General features: G+C 44.4%; 7 protein-coding genes. All 7 read left to right on the forward strand.

What is annotated here, in order from left to right; all coding sequences use genetic code 11:
- Window positions 1-36 precede the first annotated feature (36 nt).
- The 7 genes from gltB (at window position 37) to nrdF (ending at window position 13,875) form a co-directional block, all read left to right on the forward strand.
- Window positions 37-4,584 (forward strand): glutamate synthase large subunit, encoded by a 4,548-nt coding sequence (gltB, locus tag NOM01_RS05000; protein ID WP_370645930.1) that lies wholly within the window; start codon window positions 37-39, stop codon window positions 4,582-4,584.
- 54 nt (window positions 4,585-4,638) lie between these two features.
- Window positions 4,639-6,099, forward strand: a complete 1,461-nt coding sequence (locus NOM01_RS05005; protein ID WP_255746908.1) for a glutamate synthase subunit beta — start codon at window positions 4,639-4,641, stop codon at window positions 6,097-6,099.
- Between the two features lie 323 nt (window positions 6,100-6,422).
- Window positions 6,423-7,940 (forward strand): Ppx/GppA phosphatase family protein, encoded by a 1,518-nt coding sequence (locus NOM01_RS05010; protein ID WP_255746909.1) that lies wholly within the window; start codon window positions 6,423-6,425, stop codon window positions 7,938-7,940.
- A 4-nt stretch (window positions 7,941-7,944) separates the two neighbouring features.
- Window positions 7,945-10,098, forward strand: coding sequence for an RNA degradosome polyphosphate kinase (locus NOM01_RS05015; protein WP_255746910.1), 2,154 nt, complete (start codon window positions 7,945-7,947; stop codon window positions 10,096-10,098).
- Between the two features lie 281 nt (window positions 10,099-10,379).
- Window positions 10,380-10,763, forward strand: a complete 384-nt coding sequence (gene nrdI / locus NOM01_RS05020; protein WP_255746911.1) for a class Ib ribonucleoside-diphosphate reductase assembly flavoprotein NrdI — start codon at window positions 10,380-10,382, stop codon at window positions 10,761-10,763.
- Window positions 10,726-12,831, forward strand: a complete 2,106-nt coding sequence (gene nrdE, locus NOM01_RS05025; protein WP_255746913.1) for a class 1b ribonucleoside-diphosphate reductase subunit alpha — start codon at window positions 10,726-10,728, stop codon at window positions 12,829-12,831. The genes nrdI and nrdE overlap by 38 nt, the downstream gene beginning before the upstream one ends.
- A gap of 63 nt (window positions 12,832-12,894) precedes the next feature.
- Window positions 12,895-13,875: a class 1b ribonucleoside-diphosphate reductase subunit beta gene (nrdF, locus tag NOM01_RS05030; RefSeq protein ID WP_255746915.1), complete on the forward strand. Its 981-nt coding sequence runs from the start codon at window positions 12,895-12,897 to the stop codon at window positions 13,873-13,875.
- The last annotated feature ends 35 nt before the right edge of the window (window positions 13,876-13,910 follow it).

Genomic DNA, 13,910 nt, shown 5'->3' on the forward strand with positions numbered 1-13,910 from the left:
GCGTGATTGCGAACAGAAGGAAGGATGAGGTTTATGATGAGCAAAGTTCAGACGAGAGAGAAACCGGAAGGACTTTACCGCCCGGAATTTGAACATGATGCATGCGGAATCGGTATGTACGCGGATATTAAAGGGCGTGCGTCTAATGAGATTGTCAAGACTGCGCTGGAGATGCTGGCAAGGCTCGATCACAGAGCCGGTAAGGCTGCCGATGGAAAAACAGGCGACGGAGCCGGAATTTTGGTTCAAATTCCCGACCGTTATTTTCAGGAAGTATGCGACTTTGAGCTTCCCCCTGTAGGACATTATGGTGTCGGCATGTTTTTTATGCCCCAGGATCGTTCGAGCCGATTGGTTGCAATCGGCAAAATTAAAGCCTGCATTGCTGCACGAAATCTAAGAATATACGGCGAGCGCGATGTTCCAATCGACGAAAACGAAATCAGCCGTTTGGCAAGAAGCAAGGCGCCATATATGTACCAAATGTTTATCGGCACGGCGAATCAAGACGCAGGGCCGGTACTGGATTCGAAATTGTATTTGCTTAGAAAAGCCATTGAAGCAAAACTTAATGATGAAATATATGTTGCCAGCCTCTCAAGCCAAACTCTTGTTTATAAAGGTATGCTTCGGGCAAAAGAGGTTTCGGCTTTTTATACAGACTTGCAGGATGAACGCTTTGTTTCAGCGCTTGCCTTAGTCCATTCACGGTACAGCACAAATACCTTCCCAAGCTGGGAACGAGCCCACCCAAACCGGATGATTGTACACAATGGAGAAATCAATACAATTCGCGGCAATATGAGCTGGTTTAATGCCAAAGCGAAACGTTTAAATGACGGAAAACTTCCTCAGATTATTGATCCTGAGGGCAGTGATTCGGCTATTTTTGATAATGTACTCGAATTTTTAACCTATCATGGTTTTTCACTTCCACATGCGGTAATGATGATGGTACCTGAGCCTTGGGAGGGAGATAACGGACTCCCTGATTATCTGCGTGACTTCTATGAATTTCATAGCAGAACGATGGAACCATGGGACGGTCCTATGGCACTTGGATTCTGTAATGGAAAACAAATTGGAGCAATTCTCGATCGCAACGGCCTCAGACCGGCACGCTATTACATCACGAATGACGATAAAGTTGTATTCTCGTCTGAAGTAGGTGTCGCCGATCTGAAACCAGAAAACATTCGAGAACGCTGTCATCTGAAACCGGGCCAGCTGCTGCTCATCGATACCGAAAAAGGGCGTATTGTACCGAGCGATGAGTTGAAGAAAGAAATCTGTTCATCGATTCATTACGCGGATCTTCTGAAAAAATCGGTAATCAAGCTAAACGGACAGCATGGAACCGGGGTACTTCTTCCCGACAGTAAGCGTCTTTTTCAACAAAAAGTGTTTGGCTATACCTATGAAGACGCAACGAAAGCCATTCAGCCTATGGCGGAACAAGGAAAGGAACCAACCGGTTCGATGGGCAATGACACACCGCTCGCGGTCTTGTCCAATAAGTCGCAATTGTTATTTGATTACTTTAAGCAGTGGTTCTCACAAGTAACAAATCCGCCGATCGATGCCATTCGAGAGGCACGGGTGATGTCGAAAATAACATGGCTTGGCCCGCAAATCAGCTTACTTGAACCAAGCAAGCATGTGACATCGCAAATTCGGTTGAAGCACCCAATCCTTGATCGAAAGGCATTTCAGGATCTTCAACACCAAGAATTAAAAACGCGTACGGTCGCACTGACTTATCTTGCCGAAGAGGGCAAATTCGGACTTTCCAAAGCAGTGGATCAGCTGATTCTGCATGTGGACGAAATGATCCATGATGATGTGTCGTTGATTATTCTTTCGGATCGGGATGTGGATCAAAATCATTTGCCGATTCCGTCTCTTCTTGCGGTCAGTGCGTTGCATCATCATTTAATCAATCAGGGAACACGGCCGCAAATCAGTTTGATTGTTGATTCAGGCGAACCGAGAGACAGTCATCAGGTAGCCGCATTACTTGGCTATGGAGCCGATGCCATTCATCCGTATTTGGCACTTAATACCGTTCATTCTTTAATTAAATCGAATCATTTGGATCTGTCCGAGGAAAAAGCGGAGCAAAATTACATTAAAGCACTCGTTGGCGGTATCGTAAAAATCATGTCTAAAGTAGGCATTTCGTCAATTCAAAGTTATCGTGGAGCGCAGACGTTTGAAGCGCTTGGTTTGTCAAATGCTCTTATTGATAAATATTTTAAGGGCACGGTATCACAGATCGGCGGTATTGGGCTGGAAGAAATTGAGACGGAAACCTTGTTGCGCCATAAAAAGGCTGTTGAGGAATGCCTACAAGGAGAAATGAAGCCATTGGACCCAGGCAGTACAATGCAATGGCGCCAAGGCGGGGAACAGCATAAAATTGAACCGCTGATTGTGCATACGCTTCAGCAGGCAGCACGGACAAACGATTATCAATTGTATAAAGACTATAAAAAAATGGTAGACAAAGCGCCGTTCTCGACCATTCGGAGCTTGCTGACTTTTGAAAAGGATCGAAAGCCGATCTCTCTTGAAGAGGTTGAACCTGTTGAAAACATTCTGAGACGGTTTAAAACCGGTGCAATGTCCTACGGATCGATCAGCAAAGAAGCACATGAAGCAATGGCGATTGCAATGAATCGTATCGGCGGGAAAAGCAACAGTGGTGAAGGTGGCGAGGATGCCGATCGATTTACGCATGATCAGAACGGCGACTGGCGCCGCAGCGCAATAAAACAAGTAGCATCAGCACGTTTTGGGGTAACAAGCTATTACCTCTCTGAAGCAGACGAACTGCAGATTAAGATGGCACAAGGTGCAAAGCCCGGTGAAGGCGGACAGTTGCCTGCCGGCAAAGTATATCCTTGGATCGCCCGCACCCGTCATGCAACAACAGGGGTTGCTCTAATTTCACCGCCGCCGCATCATGACATCTATTCAATTGAAGATTTGGCGCAATTGATCTATGACTTGAAGTCTAGTAATCCAAAGGCGAGAATCAGCGTTAAATTGGTTGCGAAAGGCGGAGTCGGTACCATTGCTGCGGGTGTTGCTAAAGGGAAAGCTGACGTAATTCTGATCAGCGGACATGACGGCGGGACTGGCGCAGCATCCAAAACAAGTATTAAGCATGCCGGACTTCCATGGGAAATCGGACTTGCCGAAGCGCATCAAACCTTGATGAAAAACGGTTTGCGTGATCGTGTTCGTCTTGAAACTGATGGGAAATTGATGACGGGGCGCGATGTTTTGATTGCTGCTTGTCTCGGTGCGGAAGAGTTCGGTTTCGCTACGGCACCGCTTGTGGTTCTCGGTTGCCTGATGATGCGCGCGTGTCACCTTGATTCATGTCCTGTCGGCATCGCAACGCAAAATCCGGAATTGCGCAAGAATTTTATGGGCAATCCGGATCACATTGTTCATTTTATGACGTTTATTGCTCAGGATATTCGTGAACAATTGGCTGAACTGGGATATCGTTCGCTTAATGAAGTCATTGGACAGGCGCATTTGCTCAGAATTAAAAAAGAAGTACACAGTCACTGGAAAGCACGCACATTGGATCTCTCCGACCTGCTTTATCAGGCAGAAAGCGATGTTTCCAAACGCTACTTCGCCCGCGCTCAAGAGCACCACGTCGAGCGCCGTTTTGACGAACGTAATTTGGTTGCCACCTGTCTGCCGACGATTGAAAACAAGCGTCCGGTGCAACTTGTCTATAAATTAAAGAATTCCGACCGAACCGTCGGATCGACACTTGGCTATTTCATTTCACGTTCGACCGGAGGTAAGGGCTTGCCTGAAGACACTATTACTTTGTCCTTTACCGGGAGTGCCGGACAGAGTTTTGCGGCATTCATTCCGAAAGGTGTAACGATGATCTTGACGGGAGATGCCAATGATTATGTCGGCAAAGGACTGTCGGGAGGAAAAGTAGTTATTAAGTCAGAAGAGCTTGAGGGTGTTGATTCAGATTCCCAAGCAATGATGGGAAATGTTGCCTTGTTTGGCGCAACGAGCGGTGAAGCTTATGTGCGCGGTACCGCCGGCGGACGTTTTTGCGTGCGCAACAGCGGGGCTAAGGCTGTTGTCGAAGGAGTCGGCGAGAACGGTTGTGAATATATGACCGGAGGCAGGGTTGTCGTCCTTGGTGCAATCGGAAGAAATTTTGCTGCTGGAATGTCCGGCGGTGTTGCTTATGTTCTTCCTGATGGTGAACGTGATCAGCTGATTCCTCTAATTAATAAGGAATTGGTAAATATCGAACCGCTCACGGATAAGCAGGAGCAGGATGAGGTTTATCAGTTGATTAAGAATCATTTGGATCATACCGGCAGTCCGAAAGCCAAAAAAGTACTCATGAACTGGAAAGAATCCATCCAACGAATGATCAAGATTATTCCGCGCGACTACGAAGCAATACTTGAACAAATTGCGCGGTATGAATCGCAGGGATTGACCGGAGAACAAGCCAAGGAGCAAGCGTTCTACTTGAAAAAGCAAGGAAATTTAAGTGTGCGCAATTCCACTTATTTACCGGTTTGAGTTCAAGACGCCGACTTTTGCAGCGGACAAATTTTGAAAGGATGAAGTTTACCTATGGGACAATTAATGGGTTTCCTGAATATAGAGAAAAAGAATCAAAAAGAACGCAAGCCGGTTGAACGTGTGCATGACTGGGGCGAATATAAAATTCCATTGGTGGAAAAGGATGCAAAAGAGCAAGCGGCACGCTGCATGGATTGCGGTATTCCTTACTGTCAAATTGGTACCACAATAAACAGAGGTACAACCGGATGCCCCATCCACAATCTAATTCCTGAGTGGAATGACCTTGTTTATCATGGGCTTTGGAAGGAAGCTTATGACCGTCTGGCGAAAACAAATAATTTTCCTGAATTTACATCGAAAGCCTGTCCTGCTCCATGTGAAGGATCATGTACCGCAGGCTTTGTCAGTGATCCGGTTTCGATTAAATCCATAGAGCGAGCAATTATCGACCGTGCCTTTGAAGAAGGATGGGTCGTACCGAAACCGCCGAAACGGCGTACGGGCAAAAAGGTCGCTGTGATCGGATCAGGACCTGCGGGGCTCGCCTGCGCAGACCAATTAAATAAAATTGGTCATGAGGTGACTGTTTTTGAACGATCGGATCGTCCAGGCGGTTTGCTGATGTATGGTATTCCAAGCATGAAAATTGAAAAGGATGTCGTAGACCGTCGCGTTCATTTGCTTGAAGAAGAAGGTATTCTTTTTAGAACAAATGCGGATGTAGGAAACACAGTCAGCGTCGAAGCGCTAAAAGAAAACTATGATGCAGTGATTCTCTGCACAGGCGCAGGCAAGCATCGTGAGGTGTCGATCGAGGGTCGCGAATTGAAGGGTATTTCACCGGCAATGCAGTATTTGACTGCAAGCAATCGTCACCTGCTCTATGGCGAAGCGCTAAAGCCTGATTTCGATGCAAAGGGAAAACATGTGATTGTGATCGGTGGCGGAGATACAGGCGAAGATTGTGTGGCAACGGCAATTCGTCAAGAATGCAAAAGTGTTGTTCAGTTTGGCAAACACGGCAAGCTTCCAACTCAACGCATGGCCAATAATCCGTGGCCGGAGCATCCAAATGTTTTCTCGGTGGATTATGCTTATGAAGAGGCTGAAGAGGTACTTGGAAAGGATCCGCGTGAATACTATGTTGAAACGCAGAAATTTATTGGAAATTCCGATGGACATGTGCAGGAGCTGATCACCGGTTCATTTAAGAAAGATACGGATGATGCAGCTAAAAAAAGCTGGAAGGCCGATCTTGTGCTCATCGCCATTGGTTTCCAAGGCACTGAAGACAAAATATTTGAGGATTTCAAAGTAACTAAAGACGCCTCAGGCCGTGTGATCGAAACGGATTCACGCAGCTACCAGACAAGCCAGGAAGGTATCTTTGCAGCGGGCGATGTTCGCCGTGGAGCAAGCTTGATTGTATGGGCGATTGAAGAGGGGCGCAAAGCAGCGGCTGCCGTTGATCTTTATTTGGATAAGAAATTGTCTTTGCTTCACAAATAAATCATTTCATAAATAGTTCATTGTGAAATTCATCATTCATAAAAGCCGACATTTGTCGGCTTTTTTCTAATTCATGTGATGTGAAACGACTATGTTGTTTACCGTTCATGAATAAACCAATAAATTGTATGAACAACAAAATCCTTTAAAACCTAATTCAAAAATATCTGATCTTTATTTTGAAGCGACAAATTTCGCATTGTTTCGACGTAAAATTTTTGTAAATTATAGAAACGGCTCCTCATACAGAGTGAAATATACCGTATAATAAGAAATAAGTGTTTGAATTTGGAAAAAGAGATTAAGGTTATGGGGTGAGGACGGTGGCGAGACATAAACTGTTCGCATCGATCACAGTTGGGCTGCAGACGCTTGTTCTAAAAATTGCCGATCTGACCAAAATGTCGATCGTTGAGTACGTTAAAGCTGACGTTTCAATTGGCGCGGATATTTATAACCACAGGATGATTGAATTTCAAACGGTTGATCAGGCTTGCCGTCAATTGGCCGGATTTGTACAAATTTTGGATGATTACGGCGTTACCAATTATCGTGCTGTCGCAGCAAGTTCGGTTCAAGAGGCGAGAAACGCTGAATATGTAAAGGAACAAATCCGAATTAAAACCGGCCTCAATGTTGAATGGCTGGCGAATGCTGAGGAGCGTTTTCTTCATAATCAGGCTGTCGCTTATAACACGGATACGTTCAGCGACTTGATCCAACAAGGCACCATGATGATCGACATCGGATCGGGCAGCATGCAATTGACCGTGTATAATGCTGGCCATTTTATTTTTTCTCGAAATATCAAGCTTGGTCCGCTTCGTATCCGTGAATTGCTTGGTGACTTGGAAAGTAAAACCGGTGATTTTGTGGAAATTATGGAGGATTATATTCGTAGTAAAATTGATGGTTATCATCAATTTGCCCCAAAAGGAGTCGCAATTCGCAACTTTGTGCTGGTCGGTACCGATCTGCTCGCGTTTAAACAAGCGTTTATGAGCGGAAGCGACGAGATAATCAGCCGTCAACGTTTCGATGATTTATATCAGCATATCTTGACCATTCCTCCTCAGGTGTTGGCCAAGGAATTTACGTTGCCCTACGATTCAGCATCGCAGCTGCTTCCATCTGCTATGATCTTGAAGATGACACTGGAGATTACAGGAGCCGAAAGCATTATTCTTTCGGATGCCGATCTGGCCGATGGGATTATTGTTCATGAATTATTACAAATGCATAAGAATATTTTGGATCACTCGTTTACAGAGGACATCATTGTTTCTGCTCGAAATATTTCTGTACGCTATAATTGCGACACGGAGCATATTAACAGTGTTGAAAATTTTGCCCTTCACTTATTTGATCGGTTGAAACGGCTGCACGGTCTGAATAAAAGGGACAGACTTCTTTTACAGCTTGCTGCAATTTTGCAAGATACTGGGAGTTACATTGATATGAACGCCCACTATATACATTCTTACTACATTATTCAATCGTCGGAAATCATCGGCATCTCAGAAAATGAACGGGATATCATTGCTAATATCGCGCGCTATCATAGCGCGGAGACGCCGTCGAGCAACTCGTCTGCTTTTCGGAAGCTTCCTACGACAAGCAGACTGATTGCTGCAAAGCTTGCGGCGCTGTTAAGAATTGCTGATGCACTGGATGACAGCCGTCAGCAAAAGGTGGAGCGTATCGCTGTTTCATTGAAAAACGATCAAGTCACAATTACTGCCCGCTCTGATGATGACCTTTCACTGGAAAAGCAGACGTTTAAAGAAAAAGCGGCTTATTTTGAAGAAGTATTTGGATTGAAACCGATTTTAAGAGGATAGGTGGATGGCAATGGATAATTTTGATCGTGAGGAATATTTCAGCAATCGTGAGTTAAGCTGGCTGCTTTTTAACGAGCGAGTGCTTGAGGAGGCGAGAGATAAAGATAATCCGCTGCTCGAACGGATAAAATTCTTATCAATCACAGCAAGTAATTTGGACGAGTTCTTTATGGTGCGAGTCGCGTCTTTGATTGATATGGTCAACGTAGGCTATAACAAACCGGATGCCTCTGGCTTAAGGGCAGATCAGCAGTTGTCAGCGATCAGCGCCAAGGCTCATCAAATGATCAATCAACAGTATACGACTTATAATCGAATGCTGAAGAAGATGCTTAACGAGAATAAGATTCATATTCTGGATATAGACGAACTCTCCCAGAAACAGCTTGATTTTATTGACCATTATTTTAACCGAGAAGTTTATCCGGTTCTGACACCGATGGCAGTCGATTCGTCGCGTCCTTTTCCGCTGATTTTAAATAAAAGTATCAACATCGCGGCGTTTATTCATAAAAAGGACAGCAAAGCGTCTCAAAGCGAATTTGTTACTGTTCAGGTACCAAACGTGCTGCCGCGCGTTGTTAAGCTTCCGGATCGCGAAGGACATACAAGCTTTATTTTGCTTGAAAACATCATTCGAAGGCATCTTAATCAGCTCTTTGTTGGTTATGAGCTTGATGAAGCATCATGTTACCGCGTTATGCGTGATATGGATCTTGAAGTGGATGAAGAGGACACGGAGGATTTGCTGAAAGAAATTGAGAAACAGCTAAGGCTTCGTGAACGAGGCAATGTCATTCATCTTGATGTGGAGGCGGGAATCAGTGAACGCCTCGTGACCAAGCTGTTTGATCGGCTTTCAGTCAGCGCTGACAATGTATATCGGGTTAACGGTCCCATCGACCTTACCTTTTTATCAAAGCTTGCCGGACAAATCAAAGAGCCGGGCGACATGGTTTATCCGCCGCATCGTCCGTTTGTCCACTATGAATTGCTGGAGCATTCCATTTTTCATGCCATGCGTGCAGGAGATATTTTTCTCCACCATCCGTACGAATCGTTTGATCCGGTGATTGAGCTGATTCGGCAAGCCTCAAGAGATCGTCACGTGCTTGCCATTAAAATGACTCTGTACCGTGTTTCAGGAAATTCTCCAATCATTCGTTATTTGGAAAAGGCAGCTGAGAATGGCAAGCAGGTGACCGTACTCGTTGAACTGAAGGCGAGATTTGACGAAGAAAATAATATTAACTGGGCACAGAAGCTGGAGAAAACCGGCTGTCATGTTATCTATGGACTGGTCGGATTGAAAACGCATTGCAAGATGGCGCTCGTTGTGCGCAGAGAAGAAGACGGTATTAAACGTTACATGCACTTTGGAACAGGCAACTATAACGATATCACTGCTCATTTTTATACCGACATGGGCCTTTTGACTTGCAACGAGCAGATGGGTATTGATGCATCCAATGTATTCAACATGCTTTCCGGTTACTCAGAACCTCCTTATTTTCATAAATTGGTGATTGCACCTCTATGGCTGCGTAACAGTCTGCTCGATTTAATTGATACGGAAATCAAGAATGCGCAAAGCGGCAAACCTGCGTTTATTCGTGCAAAGATGAATGCATTGTCGGATGAAGGCATTATCAAAGCCTTATATCGAGCATCGGCAGCAGGCGTGGACATTCAGTTGCTTGTTCGAGGTATCTGCTGCCTTCGAACAGGTATACCAGGTGTGAGCGACCGGATAGAAGTTCATTCGATCGTTGGTCGTTATCTTGAACACAGTCGAATCTATCTATTCGGCAACGGAGGCGAGACTCTGGCCTTTCTTGCAAGCGCAGATTTGATGCCGAGAAACTTAAATCGACGTGTCGAGCTAATGTTTCCTATCGAGGATGAGCAAATTAAAACAACAATTATTGACCTGTTTGATTTAATGATGAGAGACAATGTGAAGACGCGTGTGCTTGGCAGTGACCATCGTTATGAGAAGCCGGATCGACGAGGGAAAATTCCGTTCAATGTTCAGGAGCATCTGGCAAAACTTGCAGAGCAGCGAACCATTCGTCGTGATCATTCGCTTCGAGAAAAACGAACCTTTACACCAATTAAAGGGCACACGAACGAATCAATTGATCCGGAAGATGAGTAAATAGAATAAAATAAAAAAATATCCTAAAATGTTCGAGAGGCATTTTCCCTTGTCACTGGTGCTTTTTTGCCAAACAAGATTAATGTACTCTCTTTTTCTGTGCTTTTTACGTGTTGAATCACTGAGAGACATGCCGTATGATTAAAGATATCGTTTTAAAGTAATAGATCGTTGCACTTGAAAAATAACTATATATTGTGGTATGTTATTTAACATAAACTATATGTAGTGGTTTTTGTGGCAGAAACCTTCACTGCATTGATAGAAGGAGGAGCGTTCGCTTGCGCATCTTATATGCAACAATGACAGGAAACGTCAAAAGGTTTCTCGCTAAAACAGGACTCGCTCATCAACCGATCAGCAGTGCTGATCCTATTGATGAACCTTATGTTTTGGTGACAAATACTATTGGATTTGGTGACGCTCCGGATCAAGTGAAAGACTATTTAAAAAGAAACGGAAGATATCTCATTGCTGTGGCAGCAAGCGGGAATCGAAACTGGGGTCATAATTTTGCACATGCGGCAGATGTAATTGCAGAGTTGTTCCACGTACCAGTTTTATATAAATTCGAGCTTGGTGGTACTGAGAAAGATGTCAATGAATTTCGAGAGAGGGTGAAGGCACTTGCCGAACGAAGCGATAAAGTCAAAGTCTTACACTGAATTGAACAATGAGGTGCTGACACGCGGAGATGACGGTTTTTACCGTTTAGATAAAGACAAAGAGGCTATTGAGGTCTATATGGAGGAAGTGCACGCGAAGACGATTCATTTTAATGGTATACTTGATCGGCTTCACCATTTGGTTGACGAGCACTATTATTATGACGTATTTGCTGAATACAGTGATGAGCAAATCGAACAGATTCATTCGATGGCTGTCGCCTATAAGTTCCAGTTCAAATCCTACATGGCAGTGAGTAAATTTTATCGTGACTATGCGATGAAAACCAATGACAAATCTCACTATCTTGAAAATTATGATGAACGAGTTGCCATTGTTTCTCTGTTCTTAGCGCGCGGAAATTATGATTTAGCCGTTCGCTTGATGCGTGCGATGATGGAGCAGCGCTATCAGCCGGCAACGCCAACTTTTCTTAATGCAGGAAAAGCACGCCGCGGCGAAATGGTTTCCTGCTTTTTGATCGAAGCGGATGACTCGCTCAATTCTATTAATTACATAGAGAGCACCTCTCAACAGCTGTCGAAAATCGGCGGCGGTGTTGCACTTAATCTCTCAAAGATACGTGCACGCGGTGAAGCGATTAAAGGGGTTGAGGGTGTCGCCAAAGGTGTAGTTCCGGTCGCACGCAAGCTGCAACTCGGATTCTCCTATGCGGATCAGTTGGGACAGCGGCCTGGCGCGGGTGCAGCATATCTGAATATCTTTCATTGGGATGCTCCGGAATTCCTTGATACAAAGAAAGAAAATGCTGATGAAGATATTCGTCTCTCGACATTGTCGATTGGTCTGATTGTTCCGGGTAAATTCTTTGAACTTGCCGAGGCAGGCAAACCTTTTTATATGTTTGCACCTTACACCGTTTTCAAAGAATATGGAAAGCATCTTGATGATATGAATATGGATGAAATGTACGATAAGCTTGTTGCTAATCCTGCTGTTAAAAAGAAGAGCGCGGATACACGCGAATTTCTGAATTTGATTGCTCAAATGCAGATGCAATCCGGATATCCTTATATTTTCTATAAAGACAATGCAAACAAGAATCATCCGCTCCATCGTCTAGGGGACATCAAGATGTCGAACCTCTGCACTGAAATTTTTCAACTGCAGGAGACATCAACAATTAACGATTATAATGTTCCTGACGACATTCGCCGCGATGTTTCATGCATCCTCGGCTCACTTAATATTGTGAATGTAATGGAGACCGGAAAAATCCGTGATTCGGTACACGCAGGTATTGAAGCACTGACTCAGGTCAGTGAGATGACCGAAATTGCGAACGCCCCGGGAGTAAGTCTTGCCAACCGTGAACTGCACTCTGTCGGTCTCGGTGCGATGAACTTAAACGGCTATCTTGCAAAAAATCAGCTTGCCTATGAATCAGCAGAAGCTCGAGATTTTGCACGTACGTTCTTCTCGCTTGTTAATTTCTATTCAATTGAAAAATCAATGCTGATCGCGAAAGAACGCGGCAAAACATTTAAGGGCTTCGAAAAATCGGACTACGCTGATGGTACGTATTTTGCCAAATATGAGCATGAGTTCTTCGGCCCGAAAACAGAGAAAGCAGCGGAGCTCTTTAAGGGTATTCATATTCCTACTCCTGCAGAATGGACAGAACTCAAAGCAAAGGTCGGGCAATACGGCTTATACAATGCCTATCGTTTGGCAGTCGCTCCAACGCAATCGATCAGTTATGTGCAAAATGCAACGAGTTCGGTCATGCCAGTTGTGAATGTTATTGAACGGCGTAAATACGGAAACAGTGAAACAATCTATCCAATGCCGTTCTTGTCGCCGCAGACCATGTGGTATTACAAATCGGCGTATCAAACGAATCAGTTCCGCGTGATCGATATGATTGCTGAAATTCAAGCGCATGTTGACCAAGGAATATCGACTATTCTTTATGTCGACAGCATGACCAGCACGCGTCAACTGGCAAGATTGTATGTCTATGCACACAAAAAGGGATTAAAATCTCTCTACTATACTCGAACACAGCTCTTGTCGCCTGAAGAATGCACGGCTTGCTCCGTCTAAACACAATTAGCGTTCTAAGGCTTTAACGATCAAGAAGTTCAATTGAAGGATGGATTATTTACGATGAAGGCAATTAATTGGAACAGCAGCGACAATCAAATCGCAAAGGTATACTGGAAGCAAAACATTAACCAGTTTTGGACAGAGGAAGCGTTTAAGGTATCGCGAGATCTTTCAGACTGGTCGAAAATGAATGAGGATGAGCGGGCAACTTATGTTGAAGTGCTTTCCGGACTCACCGGTCTTGATCGTGAGCAAGGCGATAACGGAATGCCGCTTGTGGCCATTCACCATGACAATATGCATGAGCAAGCAGTTTTTGCTTGGATGGGGATGATGGAGCATATTCATGCAAAATCCTATTCGCATATTTTTTCAACGTTGATTTCGTCAAAGGAAACGGATTATTACTTAGGCGAGTGGGTGAACAATCAACCTGAACTTCAGGAAAAATACCGTCTGATTGCACACTGGTATAATCAGCTTTACGATAAGCGGGAAAATGTGACACCGTTTAAACGGTATATGGCGATGTGCGCCTCTGTTTTTCTTGAGAGCTTTTCCTTTTACAGCGGCTTCTTTTATCCGGTCTTCTTATCAGGACAGGGCCGGATGATCGCCAGCGGTGAAATTATCCGCAAGATTATCCAAGATGAATCGATTCACGGAAGCTTCACGGGTATGGTCGCACAACGTCTGTATCGTGAGGATCTTACAGATGAAGAGCGCCAAAAAGCTGACAATGAGAGAGAAGAGCTCCTTGACCGATTAATTGAAGTTGAGAAGATATATACAGCAAAGATCTATACGAAGATCGGGTTAACCAATGAAGTGATGGATTATGTATATTATAACGCGAACCGTGCCTTGCAGAATTTAGGCTATGATGACAAGTACGATCATCGTCCGGTGAGTCAAATCGTATTAAATGGAATCGATACAAGCACGATTAATCATGACTTCTTCTCGACAAAAGGCGATTATGTTGTTCCGCTGAACATTGAACCATTGACTAATGAAGATTTCAATTTCGATAATGTATAAAGAAAAGTTCCGATCCATTGTGTTCGGGGCTTTTT

It is taken from the genome of Sporolactobacillus sp. STSJ-5 (assembly GCF_024385605.1).
Lineage (GTDB): Bacteria > Bacillota > Bacilli > Bacillales > Sporolactobacillaceae > Sporolactobacillus.

Bases quoted from the DNA above. Each gene is read 5' to 3' on its own strand.
- gltB (WP_370645930.1), top strand. From the start codon at position 37: ATGAGCAAAGTTCAGACGAGAGAGAAACCGGAAGGACTTTACCGCCCG.
- NOM01_RS05005 (WP_255746908.1), top strand. From the start codon at position 4,639: ATGGGACAATTAATGGGTTTCCTGAATATAGAGAAAAAGAATCAAAAA.
- NOM01_RS05015 (WP_255746910.1), top strand. From the start codon at position 7,945: ATGGCAATGGATAATTTTGATCGTGAGGAATATTTCAGCAATCGTGAG.
- nrdF (WP_255746915.1), top strand. From the start codon at position 12,895: ATGAAGGCAATTAATTGGAACAGCAGCGACAATCAAATCGCAAAGGTA.